Source organism: Nonomuraea guangzhouensis (genome assembly GCF_019396345.1).
Lineage (GTDB): Bacteria > Actinomycetota > Actinomycetes > Streptosporangiales > Streptosporangiaceae > Nonomuraea > Nonomuraea guangzhouensis.
Genome location: NZ_JAHKRM010000001.1, coordinates 296,525 through 317,021 on the forward strand (window position 1 = coordinate 296,525; position 20,497 = coordinate 317,021).

16 protein-coding genes are annotated in these 20,497 nt (G+C 68.8%); 8 read left to right on the forward strand and 8 right to left on the reverse strand.

The window, feature by feature from the left end; genetic code table 11:
• Positions 1–261 precede the first annotated feature (261 nt).
• The 5 genes from atpE to KME78_RS01365 form a co-directional block, all read right to left on the reverse strand.
• Positions 262–495 carry an ATP synthase F0 subunit C gene (gene atpE, locus KME78_RS01345; RefSeq protein ID WP_219526832.1) on the reverse strand — a complete coding sequence of 78 codons (234 nt, stop codon included), beginning with the start codon at positions 493–495 and terminating at the stop codon, positions 262–264.
• Positions 496–915: 420 nt separating this feature from the next.
• Positions 916–2,205, reverse strand: coding sequence for a homoserine dehydrogenase (locus KME78_RS01350; protein ID WP_308126764.1), 1,290 nt, complete (start codon positions 2,203–2,205; stop codon positions 916–918).
• Entirely contained in the window at positions 2,202–3,584 is a 1,383-nt protein-coding gene (lysA, locus tag KME78_RS01355) for a diaminopimelate decarboxylase (protein WP_219526833.1), read from the reverse strand. The genes KME78_RS01350 and lysA overlap by 4 nt, the downstream gene beginning before the upstream one ends.
• 121 nt (positions 3,585–3,705) lie before the next feature.
• Positions 3,706–4,317, reverse strand: coding sequence for an anticodon-binding protein (locus KME78_RS01360; RefSeq protein WP_219526834.1), 612 nt, complete (start codon positions 4,315–4,317; stop codon positions 3,706–3,708).
• Between the two features lie 10 nt (positions 4,318–4,327).
• A complete protein-coding gene (locus KME78_RS01365; protein ID WP_308126765.1) occupies positions 4,328–6,175 on the reverse strand; it encodes a hypothetical protein in 1,848 nt (615 codons plus the stop codon).
• Positions 6,176–6,245: 70 nt separating this feature from the next.
• On the opposite strand from KME78_RS01365, the gene KME78_RS01370 reads away from it, so the two are divergent.
• The gene (locus KME78_RS01370; RefSeq protein ID WP_219526835.1) at positions 6,246–7,880 is read left to right on the forward strand and encodes an asparagine synthetase B family protein; all 1,635 of its coding nucleotides are present in this window, start codon (positions 6,246–6,248) and stop codon (positions 7,878–7,880) included.
• A 260-nt stretch (positions 7,881–8,140) separates the two neighbouring features.
• Entirely contained in the window at positions 8,141–9,841 is a 1,701-nt protein-coding gene (treS, locus tag KME78_RS01375; RefSeq protein WP_219526836.1) for a maltose alpha-D-glucosyltransferase, read from the forward strand.
• Here the strand turns inward: treS and KME78_RS01380 are convergent.
• Genes KME78_RS01380 through KME78_RS01390 form a run of 3 tightly spaced genes read right to left on the reverse strand, consistent with a single transcriptional unit; the run spans position 9,833 to position 13,325 of the window.
• Complete coding sequence (locus KME78_RS01380; protein ID WP_219526837.1) at positions 9,833–12,100, reverse strand: FtsX-like permease family protein; 2,268 nt, start codon at positions 12,098–12,100, stop codon at positions 9,833–9,835. The two genes, treS and KME78_RS01380, sit on opposite strands and share 9 nt — an antisense overlap.
• Positions 12,097–12,822: an ABC transporter ATP-binding protein gene (locus tag KME78_RS01385; RefSeq protein ID WP_219526838.1), complete on the reverse strand. Its 726-nt coding sequence runs from the start codon at positions 12,820–12,822 to the stop codon at positions 12,097–12,099. The genes KME78_RS01380 and KME78_RS01385 overlap by 4 nt, the downstream gene beginning before the upstream one ends.
• Positions 12,819–13,325 (reverse strand): PadR family transcriptional regulator, encoded by a 507-nt coding sequence (locus KME78_RS01390; RefSeq protein WP_219526839.1) that lies wholly within the window; start codon positions 13,323–13,325, stop codon positions 12,819–12,821. The genes KME78_RS01385 and KME78_RS01390 overlap by 4 nt, the downstream gene beginning before the upstream one ends.
• A gap of 128 nt (positions 13,326–13,453) precedes the next feature.
• On the opposite strand from KME78_RS01390, the gene KME78_RS01395 reads away from it, so the two are divergent.
• From KME78_RS01395 to KME78_RS01420, 6 genes are all read left to right on the forward strand, one after another.
• Positions 13,454–14,701 carry an ABC transporter substrate-binding protein gene (locus KME78_RS01395; protein ID WP_308126766.1) on the forward strand — a complete coding sequence of 416 codons (1,248 nt, stop codon included), beginning with the start codon at positions 13,454–13,456 and terminating at the stop codon, positions 14,699–14,701.
• 7 nt (positions 14,702–14,708) lie between these two features.
• Positions 14,709–16,034 (forward strand): ABC transporter substrate-binding protein, encoded by a 1,326-nt coding sequence (locus tag KME78_RS01400; RefSeq protein ID WP_219526840.1) that lies wholly within the window; start codon positions 14,709–14,711, stop codon positions 16,032–16,034.
• 12 nt (positions 16,035–16,046) lie between these two features.
• Positions 16,047–17,426, forward strand: coding sequence for an ABC transporter permease (locus KME78_RS01405; protein ID WP_219526841.1), 1,380 nt, complete (start codon positions 16,047–16,049; stop codon positions 17,424–17,426).
• Positions 17,423–18,322, forward strand: a complete 900-nt coding sequence (locus tag KME78_RS01410) for a carbohydrate ABC transporter permease (RefSeq protein ID WP_219526842.1) — start codon at positions 17,423–17,425, stop codon at positions 18,320–18,322. The genes KME78_RS01405 and KME78_RS01410 overlap by 4 nt, the downstream gene beginning before the upstream one ends.
• Before the next feature lie 72 nt (positions 18,323–18,394).
• Positions 18,395–19,741, forward strand: a complete 1,347-nt coding sequence (locus tag KME78_RS01415; protein WP_219526843.1) for a M1 family metallopeptidase — start codon at positions 18,395–18,397, stop codon at positions 19,739–19,741.
• Between the two features lie 69 nt (positions 19,742–19,810).
• Positions 19,811–20,488 carry a uracil-DNA glycosylase gene (locus tag KME78_RS01420; RefSeq protein ID WP_219526844.1) on the forward strand — a complete coding sequence of 226 codons (678 nt, stop codon included), beginning with the start codon at positions 19,811–19,813 and terminating at the stop codon, positions 20,486–20,488.
• Positions 20,489–20,497: the final 9 nt, after the last annotated feature.

A 20,497-nucleotide genomic window follows, 5' to 3' on the forward strand; every position in this document is an offset into this window, starting at 1 on the left:
ACCGCGCCCATCCCCAAGGCCAAGGGAGTCGCGAGCAGCGCGGAGAGGACGATTTTGGCCGCGAGTTTCGACTGCATGCGCATCGTTCCTCCATAGAGGTGATGTCACCGCGGATTGATTGCTCTAGGCAGCGTGACATAACACGCTGCCATCACGATGCCGTCAGCCTGACGGAGGCAACCTTGCACAACGATCGCTCGCCATTCAGCGATGATCCGATGCCATGGAAGACGTTCTGATCGCTCGACACATCGCGCAGATTTACTTGATGAGCCTGAAGATGAACGGCGCGACCAAGCCGAGGAGGGCGAGGGCCTCGGTGAGAACGAAGCCGAGGAGCATGTTCTGGCGGATCAGCCCGTATGCTTCCGGCTGGCGCGCGATGGCCTGCACGCCCTGCCCGAAGATGATGCCGACGCCGATGCCGGGACCGATAGCGGCGAGACCATAACCGATCGCAGTGATGTTGCCAGAGACCTGAGCGAGAACATCCATTGTGGTTCCCTTTCTGGACATCCAGTGAAGCATTACGGTTAAGATCATTTCTTCACATAGACTGCGGCGAAAGGAATATTCGGTCAGACCAAGTTTTTACGGGATCACTCGTCAATAAACGCGCTAGACAAACTGGCTTGAGCATTTTTGCCGGCCGGACCTGGGCAGATGGCCCGGCCAACGCGACCCCAGCCTTCGCGGCCCGCCACTGAACATGCCCGGATCAAGCGTCCGTCATCGACAGCCGGACGCGCTCAGGTCAAAAGTCCGCCTGCGTTCAGGAGGGCGGAGCCCTCCTGCGGGAGGACGCCCGAGCGTAGCGAGGACCATGCCCTTGTGGGGGTGTGGGGGGCGCTGAGCCCCCCACAAAACACAGCCCAAGCCCTCAAAGCGCGAAGCGCCCCAACCGGCGAAGGACCTTTAGAGGTCGCCTTCGACCCGCATCACGCTGGCCACGGCCCGCACGATGTCGAGGTCCCGGAGTTCCTCCATGGTCGCCGAAAGTGCCGCGTCCGTGGCGCGGTGGGTCACGATGACGAGTTGGGCGTCGTCCCCGTGCCCCTCCTGGCGCACCGTCTGGATCGACACGTCATGCTTGGCGAACAGGTCGGCCACCCGAGCCAGCACGCCCGGCTTGTCCGCCACGTCCAACGCCACATGGCACCGCGTCACGGTCTCCCCCATGGGATGCACGGGCAGGTCGGCGTACGTCGACTCCGCGGGGGCGCGGGTGCCCGCCAGGCGGTTGCGGGCCACCGCCACCAGGTCGCCGAGCACCGCCGAGGCCGTTGGGGCGCCGCCGGCGCCCTTGCCGTAGAACATGAGCTGGCCCGCCGACGCCGCCTCCACGAAGACCGCGTTGTACGCCTCGCGTACCCCGGCCAGCGGGTGTGTCCGGGGGATCATCGCCGGGTAGACCCGGACCCCGATCGAGCGGCCGTCGTCGGAGCGGGCGCAGATGGCCAGCAGCTTGATGACGTAGCCCATGGCCTTGGCCGAGGCCACGTCGGTGGCGGTGATCTCGGTGATGCCCTCGCGGTGCACCTCCGCCGCGGTCACCCGGCTGTGAAAGGCCAGGCCGGCCAGGATCGCGGCCTTGGCGGCGGCGTCGAAGCCCTCGATGTCGGCGGTGGGGTCGGCCTCGGCGTAGCCGAGCGTCTGGGCCTCTTCAAGGGCGTCGGTGAACGAGGCGCCCGTGGAGTCCATCTTGTCGAGGATGTAGTTGGTGGTGCCGTTCACGATGCCGAGGACCTGTTTGACGTGGTCGCCGGCGAGTGACTCGCGCAGCGGGCGCAGCAGCGGGATGGCGCCGGCCACGCTGGCCTCGAAGTAGAGGTCGGCGCCGCCCACGCGGGCGGCCTCGTGCAGGGTCGCGCCGTCCTCGGCGAGCAGGGCCTTGTTGGCGGTGACCACCGACTTGCCGCCGGACAGGGCGGACACGATCAGCGATCGGGCGGGCTCGATGCCGCCGATGACCTCGATCACGATGTCGACGTCGTCGCGGGTGACCAGTGACTCGGCGTCGGTGGTCAGCAGCTCGGGAGCCACGTCGACGTCGCGTTTGCGGCCCATCCGGCGTACGGCCACACCGGCCAGCTCCAGCGGCGCCCCGATGCGGGCGGCCAGGTCGTCGCCCTGCTCGTGCATCAGCCGGATGACCTGCGAGCCCACCACCCCGCAGCCCAGCAGGGCCACTTTCAGCGGTTTCACAGCTGCCCCCTCAACAGGTCGTCCTCGGTCTCGCCCCGCACGATGACGCGCGCCTCGCCGTTGGTGACGGACACCACGGCGGGCTTGGGCAGGTAGTTGTAGTTGCTGGCCAGCGACCGGCAGTAGGCCCCGGTGGCCGCCACGGCGATCAGGTCGCCCGGTGCGAGGTCGGCGGGCAGGAAGCAGTCGCGCACGATGATGTCGCCGCTCTCGCAGTGCTTGCCGACGATGCGGCTGAGCATGGGCTCGGCGAAGCTCTCGCGGCTGGCCAGCACGGCGGTGTATTCGGCGCCGTAGAGCGCGGTGCGCACGTTGTCGCTCATGCCGCCGTCGACGCTCACGTACGTACGCAGCCCCTCGACGTCCTTGACGGTCCCGACCTCGTAGAGCGTGATCCCGCCTGGCCCGACGATCGTGCGGCCGGGCTCCACGGTCAGCTTCGGCACCGGCAGCCCGGCGTCGGTGCAGACCTTGGTGACGATCCCGCGCAGGCCGTCGGCGATCTCCTTGATGTCGGGGGCCTCGTCGCCCTCGATGTAGGCGATGCCGTAGCCGCCGCCCAGGTCGAGCTCGGGCAGCACCACGTCGTGCTCGTCCTTGATCTGCACGAGCAGCGTGGCCAGGCGGCGCGCCGCCACCTCGAACCCGGCCGTGTCGACGATCTGCGAGCCGATGTGCGAGTGGAGCCCGACGAGCTCCAGCGCGGGCAGCGCGAGGATGCGGCGGACGGCCTCGGCGGCGGCCCCGCTGTTGAGCGACAGCCCGAACTTCTGGTCGTCGTGCGCGGTGGCGATGAACTCGTGCGTGTGCGCCTCGACCCCGGTCGTCACCCGGATCATGACCTTGGGCCGCACGCCGTACTTCTCGGCTAGGAACCCGAGCCGGGCGATCTCCTCATAGGAGTCGACGACGATGTGCCCGACGCCCGCCTCCAGCGCCCTGGACAGCTCGGCGGCGGACTTGTTGTTGCCGTGCAGCGTGATGCGCGCGGCCGGGAAGCCGACGCTGAGCGCGACCGCCAGCTCGCCGCCGCTGGCCACGTCGAGCCCGAGGCCCTCGTCCTGGAGCCAGCGGACGATCTCCTTGCACAGGAACGCCTTGCCCGCGTAGTGGACCTCGGAGCCCGCGAAGGCCGTGGCGTAGTCGCGCATGCGGGAGCGCACGTCGTCCTCGTCGAGCACGTAGAGGGGCGTGCCGTGGTCGCCGGCCAGATCGCGGACGTCCACGCCGCCGATCGTGAGCGCGCCATCGGTCCGGCTCGACGTTCGCGGCCAGATCGCGGGATTGATCCGGTTGAGGTCGGCAGGCGCCAGCGGAGGGCGCTCATGGGGCAGCATCTCAGCGTGCCTGTCCCCGGCGGGATGGACGAATCGACTCACCCGAACGAGGCTATCGGACCCGCCGAACCCCCCGGACCCGCTGCCCACGTATCGAGACGCGATCAAGCTCCAGAAGGGATATTTTTACGATTTTTCGCCCTTTAGCCGGATATTTTGCCAATCACAGCCGGTCCGGTCCCGGCAACACCTTCAGCGCCGCCGCCGCCAGCCGGACGCGTGCTGTGTGCACCGGTGCGGGCGGCTCGTCTCCCACGGGTACGGCGGGCGCCAGCTCGTGGGCGTCGTGGTAGGCCGTCGCCAGCCGTACCAGATAGGTCTCCCACCCCGGAGCCCTGCTCAGCCGCCGCCCCGGCAGCTCGGCCAGCACTCGTAGCACGGCGCGGTCGCGTGGATCGGCGAGCAGCTCCGGCCGGAAGGGCCCGGCGGGGACGCCCAGGTCACGGGCCCAGCGCTGGACGGCCGCCGCACGCGCGTGCCCGTAGTGGACGACGAAGCCTGGGTTCGCCCACGTACGAGGGAAATCCGGCCAGAGGTCAGGAACGTCGACCGGCTCCACCGAGTCCACCAGCGCCCCCGGCACCTCCACGACGATCCGCAGAAACCCGTTGTCCAGCACCTGCACGGAAGAGGCACCACGCAGCCGCGCCGCCAGCGAGGCGGGCGGGAGGCCGCGACGGAGCGCGGCGGCCGAGACGTAGACCGCCTCCCGCTCCCACGTGCCCTCCGGCACCGGCGGCTCCCCCAGCACCTCGGCGAGCTGCTCCGGCGTCATGAGACCCGAGCTAGATAAGTGCGTGCGGCTCGGCCGAGCCGTACTCGACGAGCTGCGCGGCCCCCAGCAGCCACCGGTCCTCCTCGCGCACCCGCACGTAGCCGAACCGGTCGGCCGAGAAGACCTTGATCCCGTCGGCCCGGCACTGCCGCATCATCACCTCGTCCCACCCGTCGGTGAGATCGGCGAACCCGAGCTCCCGAAGCGTGTTGCGGCGGGCCAGCAGCGTGGCCCCGGCGATCTCCGGCAGGTAGGAGTATTCGGCGTCCGGCTGCTTGAGCAGCGTCGCCTGCGGCTTGCGCAGGTGGGCGTAGAAGGCGGCCTTGCCGACGATGTCGGCCGTGCTGAACAGGAACGCCCTGCGCAGGTCGGCCAGGTAGTGGGCGCCGTAGATGTCGCGCGGGTCCATCACCGCGACCAGGTCGCCCTCGCACAGGTCGAGGCCGTGGTCGAGCATGGCGCCCGTGCTTGCGGCCGGGTCGAGGTCGCGGAAGACCACGTCGACGCCGGTCAGGACCTCGCGGACGCGCTGCTCGGCGCCGCGCCAGGCGAACACCACCATCTGCGTGACCCCCGACTGCCGGGCCACCTGGGCCAGCGCGTGCTCCAGCAGCGCCGAGTCGGGCACGGGCAGCATGACCGAGGTGTTGAGAGTGGCGCGTACGGCGGGCAGGCCGATGGCCTCCAGCAGCTCGTCGGTCCGCTCGGACATCGTGCCGGTGGCGTGCGCGCGGCGCAGGGCGACGTGGGCCCGGCGATCGTCGGGCTCGGTGCCGATCGAGGTGTTGCACGCCGCGAGCTCGGCCAGCACCCACTGCGGCGTGCCGGGCGGGCAGGTGACGGCGGCGGGCCAGCGGTAGGAGGTCAGCACGTCGGGGTAGGTCAGGTGCTCGGGCAGGAGCTGGTCGAGCGTGAGCACGCGGTCGATCCGGCCGCCCGACAGCGGGATCGGGTTGTGCACCCGCGGCTGCACCCCGAAGTGCAGGCGCGGCCAGCCCACCGTGAGGTCGTTGGTGAAACGGTGCTCGAACAGCTCCGCGGCGGCCGCATAGGGGGCGGCGTCGCCCTGCGTGTGCCAGAACACCGTGCGGATGCCCCGCTCGGCGCACCAGGCCAGCAGGGCCTTGAGCCCCTCGCCCGGCTCGCCGGTGATCTCCTCGGCCCACGGCCCCTTCGTGACCGACTCGACCACGAGCAGGTGCGGCACCTCCTGCGGCAGCACCCTGGCGAAGTCGCGCGGCGTGAAGCCGGTCGTCTGCCGCCACTCGTAGCGCAGCAGCGCCTCGGTGTGCGGGTCGGCGATCACCGCGGCGGTGAGGTGCGGGCGGGTGTTGGGGCCGGTGGGCACGCGGAACGGCTTGAGCCTGAACGAGGCGCCGTTGAGCGTGCGGACGGAGGTGGTGGCCTGATAGGCGGCGCCGGGCCGCTCGTCCTTGTCCTTGCTGGTGACGGCGATGGGCTTGCGCTTGGGGGCGACGGGCCGTTTGACCGGCTTGGCGGCGCCCTTGAGACCTCTGGCCAGGCGGACCGGGTTGCTCTTGCCGGTCCTGATCGCGTCGCCGAGCCGGTTCCAGCGGGCGACCTTGATCGAGGAGAGCTTCCAGTTGGCCACCTCGGCCTGGAAGCGCTGCTCGGCGAGCTCCTTGCGGAGCTTCTCCGCGGCGGCGCGCTCGCTCTCCAGCCGCTCCTCCGCGTCGGTGAGCCGCTCGGTGAGCGCCTTGGCCTCAGCGGCGTGGTGCTCGGCCTCCACGAGCCGCGCCTGGGCCGCGTCCAGCAGCCTGGCCAGCTCGGCCGCGTGCTCGGCCTGGGCGATCGCGTCACGTAGCGCTCGCCTAGTGCTCTCCAGCTCAGTGCTCACCGAGACCTCCGATTCCTAGCCCGGCAAAGGATACTCTTTTGCGGGAAGCGGCTTGAAGGGATGAGATCCGGTGCAGTTCAACGTGCGGCCCTATGTCTGCGGCGGCCTCGGCCGGATCGACACCGTCGTGCTCGGCAAGCTCGCCGCCGCGGGGCCGCGGGTCAGGCCCGCGCTCCAGACGGCCGAGGCGGCGCTGTTCAGCTCGGCGCCGCTGCCGCCCTATCACCGCGCCGGGGGCTCGTTCGCGTTCTCCTGGGGCGAGCGCCGGCCTGCGGCTCTCGACGGCTGGATGACGGTCGCCGAGACGTACGAGACACCGGGGCTGATCGGCGACGGCTCGCGGGTCACGCTGCACGCGGGCGCGCTCGGGCTGGTCGACGTCTATTACGTACGGCATGGCGATGCGATCTACTTCTCGTCCCTGATCCAGCCGCTGCTGTCGCTGGTCCCGATCGAGATCGACTGGTCGGCCTGGGCCTCGATCCTCCAGGTGACGTTCCCGCTCGGCGAGGTCACGCCCTACCAGGGGGTCAAGCGGCTGCCGGGGTCGAGCGCGCTGGTGTTCGACGGCGAGCGGCTGGCCACGGAGCGCGGGCTGCCGCGCTGGCTGCGCAGCGAGCCGTACGAGACCTGGACGAGCGCCCACGAGATCGTGGAGCTCCTGCACGAGGTCTACAAGGACTATGACGGGCGCAAGCTGCTCGTGCCGGTCAGCGGCGGCTACGACTCGCGGCTGCTGGCGAGCGTGGCGCGGGCGCGGGGCTTCGACGTGGAGTCCTGGACGACCAGCCCCGACGACGGCACCGACACCGACATCGCCTTCGCCCGCTCGATCACCCGCGAGCTGGGCATCTCCCACCGGGTGATCACCCAGTCCGCCGACGCCTATCCCGGCGACGCGGCTGAGGTGGCGCGCCGGCTCGAATACCTGACGCCGCATCACGCCTGGTACGCGCCGTTCGCCAAGGAGGTGCACCGGTCGGGCCGGGTGCTGGTCGACGGCCTGGCCGGCGGGCCGCTGTTGAAGAACTTCATGGTGAGCGGGGCGGCTCTGGAGGCCACCTCACAGGCCGAGCGGTCGGCCGCGGTGCTGAAGTCGCTCAGCCTCGGCGCCCCGTCGCAGCCGTTCCTGTCGGAGGCGGCCAGTGCCTGGATGGACGAGGCGGTGCGCGAGCAGTTCGCCGCCGCGACCTCCATGCTGCACGGGCACCGGGCCGAGCTGCCGCTGTCGGTGCTGCACACCCGCACCGTGCGGGGCATCGCCCGCTCGGCGGTCAACCTGGTCGGGCCCGAGGCGTCGTTCGCGGCGCCGTTCATCCACCCCGACTTCTTCGACGCGGCGCTGTCGGTGGGGGTGGCGCGCAAGGACAAGGGCCGCTTCTATCGCGAGGTGCTGCACGCCGCCAACCCGCGGGTGGCGGCGCTGCCGTCCACGAACGTGGTCAAGCAGCCGCTGCTGCGGGTCCCCTTGCGGTCCACGGCCGCGCCCGCGCGCGCGTACGCGCACCGCATGCTGGAGACGGTGGCCGCGCGGGTGCCCGGCCTGCTGTCGGACGAGCTGCACATGGTGATCGCCGGCGGCCCCGACGCGTTGACCCGGTTCAGCGGGTGGAACGACCGGTTCTGGATCCGCGGGCTGGTGCTGTTCGGGCTCTGGCTGAACGACTTCGAGAACGATCTAGGTGAAGTGTCATCCCCTTTCTGATGAACTCTCGGTAACATCACGGTTACGTAGCGATCTCGCGGGTATTACGACGAGCACAGCACAAGCGGGTTCCGGAAAGCCAACGGGCTGGTAGTGTTCGGCCCGTAAGCGCCGCACAAGCGGGCACCGGGTCACAAATCCGGTCCGTTCAGGGCATGAGGTTCGCAGGGATGACGACCTCAGGCGGCGCGGTCACCAGCTAGTAACGCCGGGGAAACCGGTGACTCCGTCCTGCCCACATCTCCTTCTGTGAGCGACATATGATCAACGCATCCCCAACACCGGAGCCGATTTCCGAGGCATTCATCTCGGAGGATCCCTCTTGGTACAAGCGGGCGGTGTTCTACGAAGTTCTTGTCCGAGGGTTCAAGGACTCCAACGGCGACGGCACCGGAGACCTGCGTGGTCTCACGGAGAAGCTCGACTATCTGGAGTGGCTGGGCGTCGACTGCCTCTGGCTGCTCCCGTTGTACGAGTCGCCGCTGCGCGATGGCGGGTATGACATTTCCGACTATATGAAGATCCTTCCGGACTTCGGGGATCTCGGAGATTTCGTACACCTGATCGAGTCGGCGCACGAGCGCGGGCTGCGGATCATCACCGACCTGGTGATGAACCACACGAGTGACCGTCATCCCTGGTTCCAGGCGTCGCGGCACGACCCGGAAGGGCCGTACGGCGACTTCTACGTGTGGGCCGACGAGCCGACCGGCTTTCCCGACGCCCCGATCATCTTCATCGGCGCCGAGGAGTCCAACTGGACCTACGACCCGGTGCGCAAGCAGTACTACTGGCACCGCTTCTTCCACCACCAGCCGGACCTGAACTATGACAACCCGGCCGTGCAGGAGGCCATGCTGGAGGTGCTGCGGTTCTGGCTGGACCTGGGCATCGACGGCTTCCGGCTGGACGCGGTGCCCTACCTGTTCGAGCGGGAGGGCACATCGTGCTCGGGGCTGCCCGAGACGCACGCGTACCTGAAGAAGGTCCGCGCCGAGGTCGACCGGCTCTACCCTGACCGGGTGCTGCTGGCCGAGGCCAACGGCTGGCCCGAGGACGTCGTCGAATACTTCGGCGACCCCACCGTGGGCGGCGACGAGTGCCACATGGCCTTCCACTTCCCCCTCATGCCGCGCATCTACATGGCGGTCAAGAAGGAGACGCGCGAGCCGATCTCGGAGATCATGTCGCGCACTCCCAAGCTGCCCGACACCGCCCAGTGGGGCATCTTCCTCCGCAACCACGACGAGCTCACGCTCGAGACGGTGACCGAGGAAGAGCGCGACTACATGCACAACGAGTACGCCAAGGACCCGCGCATGCGGGCCTACCTGGGCATCCGCCGCCGGCTCGCGCCGCTGCTGGACAACGACAGGGACCGGATCGAGCTGTTCACGGCCCTGCTGCTGAGCCTGCCGGGCTCGCCGGTCATGTACTACGGCGACGAGATCGGCATGGGCGACAACATCTGGCTGGAGGACCGCGACGCGGTGCGCACGCCGATGCAGTGGAGCCCCGACCGCAACGCCGGATTCTCCTCCGCCGACCCGGGGCGTCTCTACCTGCCCGCGGTCATGGACCCGATCTACGGGTTCCAGGCGGTCAACGTCGAGGCGCAACAGCGCCATGAGGGTTCGCTGCTGCACTTCACCCGCCGGATGCTGGAGATCCGCCGTAAGCACCCGGTCTTCGGCACCGGTGCCTACACCGAGATGTGGTCGTCCAACATCAGCGTGCTCACCTACGTACGCGAGGACGGCGACGACATCATGCTGTGCGTGAACAACCTGTCGAAGTACCCGCAGCCGGTGGAGCTCGACCTGCGGCGCTTCACGGGCATGACGCCGGTGGAGGCACGGGGCGGGGTGCACTTCCCGCTGATCGGTGAGCTGCCTTACCTGCTCACGCTGCCCAGCCACGGGTTCTACTGGTTCGCGCTCAAGAACATCCCCTCAGCGTGAGGTGACGGGCACCTGGGCGCGGGCCGCGCGGCGGGCCGGAATGAGCGCGACCGCGAGCGCCGCGCCCACGGCGACCAGCACGGCGAGGACGAGGGTGAGGGGCGAGGGCGGGCGGCCGATGCCCGCCCCGACCCCGCTGGTGTAGCCCTGGAGGTCGATCAGCCCGGTCACGACCGAGGCCCCGACAGCCGTGCCGGCCACGATGCCGAGCACGACCAGCAGCCCGGTGCCCGTCACCAGCGTGGCGATCACCTGCCGCGGTGTCAGGCCCATCGCCTTGAGCACGGCCAGATCGAACGCGTGGTCGCGTAGCCCGAGGGCGCTGGCCGTGAGCAGGTTGGCCAGGCCGATCAGGGCCAGCACCACGATCAGCCACACGATCACCACCCGGATGACCGACAGCCGGTCGGCCGGGTTGACCACGCGCTGCACGTCGAGGTTCTCCGACGACGCCGCCAGCAGCCTGCCGCGCACCTCGCCCGGGTCGGCGCCCTGGCGTAGCGCGAGGGCGTAGAACTCGGGCGGCACGGAGTCCTTGGCGGCCAGGCTGTCGAGCCCCACGGAGAGCACTTCTCCGTCGAGATCCGGCTCCACGGTGCGGCCGACGATCCGCACGATCAGCGGCGAGCCACCGACGGTCAGGCGGACCCGGTCGCCGATCTTGGCGCCCAGCAGATCGAGCAGCCCCTGCCCGGCGACGGCCTCGCCTGGCTGGCCGTACATGCGGCCTTCGACGACCGGGAACGGGTACGGGTCGGCCGAACTGCCGAGGGCCCGCACCCTGACCGAGCGGGCCTCGCCGGGGGCCAGAGCGTTGACGTCAGCGCCCGGGTAGACGGTCTGGACGTCCTTGTCGGATTCGGCGTAGCTCTGGGCCTGGGCCGGTTCGAGCTTGCCCGGCCTGACGTACAGGCTGGCGTGCTGGCCGACCTGCTCGGGGTGGCTGAGGAAGTTGTCCAGCGTGGACCAGACGCCGAGCCCGATCGTGATCATCATCATCGGCACGGCCAGGCCGAACGCGGTCAGGAACGCGGGCAGCCGCCTGGTGAAGGCGTCCCGGGTGCCGAGGATCAGCGCGGGTGGCAGGCGTACGAGCAGGGCCAGCCGGGCCAGTCGCGACAGGTGGCCGCGCGGCGGCGCCGCGGGGGCGCCGGGGATGGGCGGTGTGCGCCCGCCGCGCCAGGCGGGCACCCCGACGGCGGCCAGCACGGTCAGCGCGGTGCCACCGACGATGGCCAGCACGGGTACGGGCGCCACGGAGGTGGTGCCGAGCACCGCCACCGTCACCGCCCATCCGGCGAGCGTGCCGAGGCCGATGCCCAGCAGGCCGAGCGCGCCGTGCTCGACCAGGAGCAGCAGGGCGACCTGGCCCCTGGTGAAGCCCATCGACTTGAGCGTGGCCAGGTCGCGCAGCTGGCCGAGCACCCGGCCGCCGGCCGCGTTGGCCAGTGCCAGGGCGGCGGCCACCAGCCCGACCACGCCGAACAGCGCCAGCAGCGTGCCGAGCAGCCGGTTGTCGAGCTCCATCGCGGCCCGCACCTCGCGCCAGTTGTAGACGCGCTGCAGCTGGCCCTCCAGCATGACGACGACGCGCTGGGAGACGACCTGGGTGGCGTCGGGGTCGGTCAGGCGCAGCCCGGTCATCCACTCGCTGTGGCCGAGCATGGGTTCGATCTGGTTAAGCGTCTCCGGCAGCACCCAGGCCAGGCCGGGTGTCCACTCGGGGTAGAAGCCCTGCTCGGCGGAGTCGGCGATGCCGCGTACGTACAGCGTGTAGCGTTTGCCGATCAGCGTGATGATCGAGAAGGCGTCGCCGGGCTTCAGCCGCAGTGCCTTGGCGAAGGAGTGTTCGACCACCACGCCGTCGGGCTGGGCGGGGTCGAGCCAGCGGCCCTCGGCCACGACCGGATGCGCGACCCGCGGCGGCGTGGCGGGCATCGCGTGCAGCGACGCGGGCTCCTTCTTACCGTTCTGCACCACGGTGACGGGCGCGGACCGGTAGGGCCCGGCGATCTGCGCGACGCCGTCGATGCCGCCCAGCGCCACCTGAGGGCTGTCCTTGGTGTAGAACCACACGTGGGCGCCGTCGGTCTGGGCGAACAGGCTGCGCCACGGGTTGGTGCTGTCTTCGAGCAGCGTGACGGCGGTGATCAGCGCGGCCACGATCCCGGCCACGGCCAGGACGGTGAGCAGCGCCTGGCCCCGCCTTGCTCGCAGGTCGGCCTGGACCCACCGGCTGCCCGCTCTGGCCGTGCTCATCTGAGGTCGATCACTTCGCCCGCCGTCCCCGTACGCCGGCGGGCGATCCGGCCGTCGTCGACGATCGCGCCGTCGAACAGGGACACCAGGCGGTCCGCGAGCGCGGCCACGCGGGCGTCGTGGGTGACCATGACGATGGTCTGGCCGTCCTTGTGCACCTCGGTGAGCAGGCGGAGCACGTCGCGCGTGTTGCGGCTGTCGAGGTTGCCGGTCGGCTCGTCGGCCAGCAGCACGCTCGGCTGGTTGGCCAGCGCGCGGGCCAGCGCGACCCGCTGCTGCTCACCGCCGGACAGCTGGCCGGGCGCGGAGTCGGCGCGTTCGGTGAGGTTGAGGGCGCCGAGCAGGTGCTGCCGGCGTTCGCGGGCCTCGCGGGGCGAGGCCCCGGCGAGCAGCGCGGGCAGCTCCACGTTGTCGGCCACGGTCATGTTGGCGACCAGGTTGAAGAACTGGAAGACGAAGCCGATCTTCTTGCGCCGCAGCAGCGCCCACGCGCTCTCCGACAGCGTGTCGACCCGCTTCTCGTCGAGCCAGATCTCGCCGCTGGTGCGGGAGTCGAGCCCGCCGAGCATGTGCACCAGCGTGGACTTGCCCGACCCCGACGGCCCCATGATCGCGACGAACTCGCCCGGCTCCACCTGCAGATCCACCCCGCGTACGGCCGGTACGGGCACCGCGCCGCCGGAGTAGATCTTCACCAGGTTGACGGCCTTGAGGACGCTCATGCCAGGTCCTCCTGACAGCGTTCGAGCCACTCGAGGTCGGCCTGCAGGTGCAGCATGGCCCCCTCGATGAGCAGGAGCGCCACGCGGTCGGCCGCCGGAGTGCGGGCGAGGAGATCGTTGAGATCGCTCATGAGCGAAAGATAGTGCCGCCGCTGCCGGTTGATGAGCGCCATCCGGTCGGCGATGCCGGTGAGCGGCGCCAGAACGAGCTTCATGAAGAACTCGTCACGCACCCGCGGGCCTTCGGTCGGCTCGTCCACCCAGGTGGTGAGCACGTCGCGGCCCTTGGCCGTGATGTAGTAGACCTTCTTGTTCGGCCGGTTGGACTGCTCCACGTCCACGGCCCTGACCAGGCCGTCCTTCTCCAGTCTGCCGAGCGTCACATAGATCTGGCCGATGTTGGGAGACGGATAAGCGCTGCCGAAGGTCTGCTCAAGAGCCTGTTTGAGCTCGTAGCCATGGGCAGGTTCCTTGGCCAGGAGCGCCAGCAGGTGTGGCCGCACACCTCACCTCCCCCTTGCGTTACAGATGCGTTACGCGGCTATCCGTTGACCGCCACATTACATGTGTGCATAACATGAATGCATCTACCTAACACGAATGTAATCATTCTGAACAGGGAGGTAACAGGGTGCTTCGCTCGTTGCCGATCGTGCTTGCCGTCTTTCTGACGGCCGCCTGCGCGGCGACGGGTGATGAGGGCGGCGGCGACACCGGTACGGGCGGAACAGGCCCGATCACCTTCGCCACCGGACGCGACACCACGGCGTATCTGCAACCCCTGCTGGATCGCTGGAACCAGGCCCACCCGGCCGAGAAGGTGACGCTCCTCGAACTGCCCGAGGCCGCCGACGAGCAACGCGCTCAGATGGCGGCCAACCTCCAAGCCCGGAGCAACCGCTACGACGTGCTCGGGCTGGATGTGGTGTGGACTGCCGAGTTCGCGGAGAACGGCTGGATCATCCCCCTGGAGCGCGGGTTCTTCCCGCTCGACAGGCTCCTGCCGCCCGTAGTGGACACGGCGGTCTACAAGAACAAGCTGTGGGCGGTGCCGTACACGAGTAACGCCGGCCTGCTCTACTACCGCACAGACCTGATCAAGAAACCGCCCCGCACCTGGGCGGACCTTCGCCAGCAAGCCCTAGCAGTAACGAAAAAGCATGATATTGAGGGTTACGCCGGGCAGTTCCTCGCGTACGAGGGGCTGACCGTGAACTTCTCCGAGGCCGTGCAGTCGGCAGGCGGGCAGATACTCAGCCCCGACGGCACGGAGGTGACCCTCGACCCGGCCAAGGCCACGATCGCGCTGGACTTCCTCCTCCAGGGCCTGCGCGAGGGCTGGATCCCCAAGGAGTCGCTGAGTTACAAGGAGGAGGAGTCCCGCCTGGCCTTCCAGGAGGGGCGCCTCGCCTTCGCCCGCAACTGGCCCCACGCGTACGGGCCGGCGACGGCCAAGCTCGGCAAGAAGTTCGCGGTGACCAGGCTGCCCGGCCTGGACGGCCCGGGATCGAGCACGCTCGGCGGCGTCAATCTGGCCGTCAGCGCCTACTCCGAGCACCAGCGCACGGCGCAGGAGTTCATCCGCTACTTCACCGGTCTGGAGAACGAGCGGCGGGTGCTCACCGACGGTTCGTTCCCGCCGGTGTGGACCGAGCTCTACGACGATCCGGACCTGATCAAGCGGTTCCCCTACCTGCCAGTGCTCAAGGAGAGCATCCTCGCCGCCAAGCCGCGGCCGGTGAGCGCGAACTACAACCAGATCAGCCTGGTGATCGCGAGCACGGTCGCCAAGGCGCTCAGCCCGCCGTACCACGAGGCCGCCGACGACGTCGCGACCTCAATGAAGTCCGAACTGCAAGAGATCATCAGAACCCAGTGAGGCAGCAATGCAAAAAGCCAGAGCAGCAGCGATCCTGGCGGGGCTCGCGGTAGCGGTCGCCGCCTGCGGAAACGCGCCGACGACCACGCAGCCCGCGGCGTCGAGCTCGGCATCGGCGACCGCCGGCGGCGGCAAGACGCTGCAGGGCGTCAAGCTCGAGGTGGCCGCCAAGTGGACCGGCGACGAGCAGAAGAACTTCCAGAAGGTGCTCCAGGCCTTCATGGACAAGACCGGCGCCACGGTGACCTACGCCTCCACCGGTGAAGACACGGGCGCCTACCTCGGCCCGCGCATCCAGGGCGGCAGCCCGCCCGACGTGGCGATCCTGCCGCAGCCGGGCCTGGTGCAGCAGTACGCCAAGCAGAACGCGCTGAAGCCGCTCACCCCCGAGGTGACCAAGGAGATCGACACCAACTACACGCCGTACTGGAAGGAGCTGGGCTCCGCCGACGGCAAGTCGTACGGTGTGCTGATCAAGGCCGCGCACAAGTCGCTGGTCTGGTACCGCTCGCAGGCGTTCGACGACGCGGGCGTGCAGGTGCCGACGAACTGGGACGAGCTGGTCAAGGCCTCCCAGACGATCGCCGACTCCGGCACCCCGCCGTTCTCCTTCTGCGGCGCCTCCGGCTGGACGCTGACCGACCTGTTCGAGAACGTCTACCTGTCCAGCGCGGGCCCGGAGAACTACGACAAGCTCGCCAAGCACGAGATCCCGTGGACCGACCCCAGCGTGGCCACCGCCCTGCAGAAGATCGCGCAGATCGTGGGCAAGAAGGAGTTCGTCCTCGACGGCAACTCCGGCGCGCTGCAGACCGACTTCCCGACCTGTGTGACCAAGGTGTTCGGCCAGAAGAAGGCGGCCATGGTCATCGAGGCCGACTTCGTGGCCACCCAGGCCACGGCGGACGGTGCCAAGGTGGGCGAGGAGGCGAAGTACTTCCCGTTCCCCAAGGCCGGTGACACCGCTCCGGTCGTGCTCGGCGGCGACGTGGCCGTCGCGATGAAGGACTCCCCCGGCGCCATGGCGCTGCTGCAGTTCCTGGCCTCCAAGGAGGGTGGCGAGATCTGGGCCAAGCTGCCCGGCTACCTCTCGCCCAACAAGAACGTCTCCCCCGACAACTACCCGGACCCGCTGACCAAGGCGCTCGGGCAGACGATCATCTCGGCCGGCGACGCGGTCCGTTATGACATGTCCGACTTGTCGCCCAGCGCCTTCGGCGGGACCGACGGCAAGGGCGAATGGAAGGTGCTGCAGGACTTCCTGCGTACGCCGACCGACATCAAGGGCGCCCAGACCAAGCTCGAGGACGAGGCCAAAAAGGCCTGGAAGTAAAGAGGTAAGGCCGTGACCGAACGGTTGGACGGCCCGCAGGCCCCGCTCGAGGACGACACCTCGGGCGGGTCCGCCTCCGGACCTGATGAAACCCCCCGAAAGCAACGCCTCATCGGCCCCTCGCCGACGGTCGCCCTCGTCTTCCTTCTCCCGGCGGCCGTGCTGCTGGGGATCTGGGTGGTCTACCCGATCGTCTACTCGATCTTCCGCAGTCTGTTCGACGCCGCCGGCAACGGGTTCGTCGGCCTGGGCAACTACACGACGATCTTCACTGATCCCGGCATGCTCACCACGATCAGGAACAACCTGATCTGGGTGGTCGTCGCCCCGATCATCGTGACCACGCTGGGCCTGATCTTCGCGGTGCTCACCGAGCGCATCAAGTGGGCGACCGCGTTCAAGCTGATCGTGTTCATGCCGATGGCGGTCTCGCTGATGGCCGCGGGCGTGATCTTCCGGCTCGTGTACGACGAGGACCCCGACAAGGGCGTGGCCAACGCCGTACTGACCACGATTCACGACACGTTCTCCTCCTCGCAGGGTTACCCCGAGGCGCGCCCCCGTGAGGGCGACCAGTCGGCGGTCGCGGCGGACAAGGGCGCGGTCGTCACCAAGCAGCCCGTCCAGGCGGGCCAGCCGGTGCTGATCCCGATCGTCGGCATCAAGCCGCAGATCATGCCGAGCGACGCGCAGCCCGCCAAGGCCGCCCCACCGGGCAACGACCTGTCCGGAACGGTGTGGTTCGACTTCACCGCGGGCGGCGGCGGCAAGAACGGCGCCGTCGACGCCAGCGAGAAGGGCCTGCCCGGCATGACCGTGGAAGCGGTCAAGGACGGCAAGGTGGCCGGCACCGCCACGACGGCCGACGACGGCACCTTCCGCTTCGACGGGTTGCCCGCGGGCTCCTATGTCGTACGGCTGCCGCAGTCGAACTTCCAGGCCGCCTACCACGGCCTGACCTGGCTCGGCCCGACGCTCATCACGCCCGCGATCATCGGTGCCTTCATCTGGGTGTGGGCCGGGTTCGCCATGGTGCTGATCGCCGCCGGTCTGGCGGCCATCCCGCGTGACTCGCTGGAGGCGGCCCGCATCGACGGCGCCACGGAGTGGCAGGTGTTCCGCCGGATCACCGTGCCGCTGCTGTCGCCGGTGCTGCTCGTCGTCTTCGTGACGATGATCATCAATACGCTGAAGGTGTTCGACCTGGTCTTCATCATCGCGCCACCATCGGTCCAGCCACAGTCGAACGTGGTCGCGCTGGAGATGTGGCGGGTCTCGTTCGGCGGCGGGAACAACCAGGGACTGGGCAGCGCGCTCGCGATCTTCCTGCTCATCCTGGTCCTTCCCTTCATGATCATGAATATCCGCCGGTTCAGGAGGGAAGACACGTGACGACGGCAACCGCCGCGGCACCCGCAGAGGTGTACGCGGGCGCTCCCCGCAGAACCGTGATCACGCGGATCGTCGACCGTCTCGGCGGCGGCGCCGTCCAGGTCGTGATGGTGCTGCTCGGCCTGTTCTGGCTGGTCCCGACGCTCGGCCTGATGGTCGTCTCGCTGCGCTCGGTGAAGGTCAACAGCGCCGAGGGCTGGTGGACCGTCTTCACCAAGCCCGCCGAGCTGACCATCCAGAACTACAGCAACCTGCTGGCGAGCGGCTTCACCGCGTCGTTCTGGAACACCGTGTTCATCACGGTGCCCACCACGATCCTGGTGATCGGGATCGCCGCGATGGCCGCCTACGCGTTCGCGTGGATGGACTTCCCGGGCCGCGACCTGGGGTTCCTGATCGTGGTCGGGCTGCTCATCGTGCCGATCCAGATCGCGCTGATCCCGGTCGCCAGCTTCTACGGCGGCGTCGGCATCTTCGGCACGATCCCCGGCGTGGTGCTGTTCCACGTGGCGTTCGGACTGCCGTTCGCGATCTTCCTGCTCCGGAACTTCTTCGTCGGCATCCCCTCGTCTCTGCTGGAGGCGGCTCGGATGGACGGGGCGTCGGAGGTGACGATCTTCATTCGGGTGGTGTTCCCGCTGGGCAAGCCGGCGATCGCGTCGCTCGGTATCTTCCAGTTCCTCTGGGTATGGAATGACATGCTCATCGCGCTGGTCTTCGCCAACCCGGAGAACCAGCCGATGACCAAGGCACTCCAGTCTCAGATGCGGCAGTTCGGGTCGAACGTGGACATCCTCTCCTCGGGCGCCTTCCTGTCGCTGATCATCCCATTGGTCCTCTTCTTCGCCTTCCAGCGCTACTTCGTGCAGGGCATGATGGCCGGTTCGGTGAAGTAGACGGACACGACGCAGAAGCCCACCGGACGCGGGCGCCCGTAACGCTCCCTCTCACAGATCCGAAAATCAGACATGAAGCTCCTCGCGCTGGCAGTCGCCACGTCCCTCGCCTTCGGCGCCACTCCCGGCGCGCCCGGAGCGGGAGATCCGTACTTCCCGCAGCAGGGCAACGGCGGCTACGACGCCGGGCACTACGACCTCGCGCTGGGCTACGACCCGGGCCCCAACCGGCTGAGCGGCGTGGCGGCCATCACCGCCCGGGCCACGCAGGAGCTGAGCCGCTTCGACCTGGACCTGGTCGACACCCTGGCCGTGCGGTCCGTCACGGTGAACGGCGCGGCGGCCACGTTCAAGCGCAGCGGCCCCGAGCTCGTCGTCACCCCGCCCGGCAAGCTGGCCTCGGGGCGCTCCTTCTCCGTCGTGGTCCGCTACGACGGTAAGCCGAAGTCCGTCGTCGACCCGGACGGCTCGCGCGACGGCTGGATCCGGACGGACGACGGGGTCTTCAACGCCAACGAGCCGCAGGGCGCGATGTCCTGGTACCCCGGCAATCACCACATGACGGATAAAGCCACCTATCGCTTCACGGTGACCGTGCCGAGCACGCGGGTGGCGGTGGCCAACGGTGACCTGGTGTCGAGGACGTCCCAAGGCGGCCGTACGACGTATGTGTGGAACTCCACGGAGCCGATGGCCAGCTACCTCGCCACCGTCACCATCGGAAAATTCCAGCTTTCCGACACCAAGATCGGAAATTTCCGCGTAATCACCGCTGTGGACCCACGGGACGCGGCGAAAGCCGGAGACTTCGCCAAGCGCCACAAACCAGTGCTCGACTACTTCAGCTCGCTCTTCGGCCCCTACCCGTTCTCCTCGACCGGCGGCATCATCGACCACGCGCCGGACATCGGCTACTCCCTGGAGACGCAGACCCGCCCGATCTACCCCAAGGTCCCGAGCGAGTCGCTGCTCTCCCACGAGCTCGCCCACCAGTGGTTCGGCGACGCCGTGACGCCGACGCGGTGGAAGGACATCTGGCTCAACGAGGGCTTCGCCACCTACGCCGAATGGCTCTGGCAGGACAAGCTGGGCACCAAGAAGCTCCAGGACTCCTTCGACGAGGCGTACAGCCGTACCCCGGAGGACGAGTTCTGGCAGACGCCCACCGCCGACCCGGGCGGCGCGGCCAAGCTCTTCGACGACGCCGTCTACGACCGCGGCGCGATGACGCTGCACGTCCTGCGGAGCACGGTCGGCGATCCGGCGTTCTTCACCATCCTCAGGACCTGGGTCAACGACCACAAGTACGGCAACGCCGACACGGCCGCCTTCATCTCCCTGGCTCAGCGCGTCTCGGGCAAGGATCTCGGCACGCTCTTCGACCTCTGGCTGTACCAGCGGGGCAAGCCTGCGCTGTGATCATTCTGGTACGGCGGCCGTCCGGATTCGGGCCGCAAGCCGTAGCAGACCTGACTAAGCTCAACGGCCATGGCCAGTCGTCCCTTGAACGAAGTCGTCGAAGCCGGATGGGCCAATGCGCTCGAACCGGTCGCCGAGCGTGTCTCCCAGATGGGTGAGTTCCTCCGCAACGAGATCGCCGAAGGCCGGCAGTATCTCCCCGCGGGCGCCAACGTACTGCGCGCCTTCAACCAGCCCTTCGACGACGTCAAGGTGCTGATCGTGGGCCAGGACCCCTATCCCACTCCCGGTCACCCCATCGGGCTGTCGTTCTCCGTCGCCCCCGATGTGCGGCCGCTGCCCGGCAGCCTGCTCAACATCTACAAGGAGATGGAGACCGACCTCGGGCTGCCACGGCCGTCCAACGGCGACCTGACCCCCTGGGCCGACCAGGGCGTGCTGCTGCTCAACAGGGTCCTCACGGTGATGCCCGGCAAGCCCGCCTCCCACCGGGGCAAAGGCTGGGAAGAGGTCACCGAGCAGGCCATCCGCGCGCTCGTTGCCCGCGACAAGCCGATGGTCGCGATCCTGTGGGGCCGTGACGCGCGCAACCTGGCACCGATGCTCGGCAATGTGCCGCGGATCGAGTCCGCGCACCCGTCACCGCTGTCGGCACGCAACGGATTCTTCGGCTCCAGGCCCTTCAGCCGCGCCAACGAGCTCCTCGTCCAGCAAGGCGCCGGTCCGGTCGAGTGGAAGCTGCCCTAGCATCTTCGC

Excerpts from the sequence above, each read along its gene's own strand:
- KME78_RS01385 (WP_219526838.1), bottom strand. The coding sequence starts at position 12,822 with ATGAGCGTCCTCAAGGCCGTCAACCTGGTGAAGATCTACTCCGGCGGC.
- KME78_RS01415 (WP_219526843.1), top strand. The coding sequence starts at position 18,395 with ATGAAGCTCCTCGCGCTGGCAGTCGCCACGTCCCTCGCCTTCGGCGCC.
- atpE (WP_219526832.1), bottom strand. The coding sequence starts at position 495 with ATGGATGTTCTCGCTCAGGTCTCTGGCAACATCACTGCGATCGGTTAT.
- KME78_RS01400 (WP_219526840.1), top strand. The coding sequence starts at position 14,709 with ATGCAAAAAGCCAGAGCAGCAGCGATCCTGGCGGGGCTCGCGGTAGCG.
- KME78_RS01420 (WP_219526844.1), top strand. The coding sequence starts at position 19,811 with ATGGCCAGTCGTCCCTTGAACGAAGTCGTCGAAGCCGGATGGGCCAAT.
- treS (WP_219526836.1), top strand. The coding sequence starts at position 8,141 with ATGATCAACGCATCCCCAACACCGGAGCCGATTTCCGAGGCATTCATC.
- KME78_RS01360 (WP_219526834.1), bottom strand. The coding sequence starts at position 4,317 with ATGACGCCGGAGCAGCTCGCCGAGGTGCTGGGGGAGCCGCCGGTGCCG.
- KME78_RS01380 (WP_219526837.1), bottom strand. The coding sequence starts at position 12,100 with ATGAGCACGGCCAGAGCGGGCAGCCGGTGGGTCCAGGCCGACCTGCGA.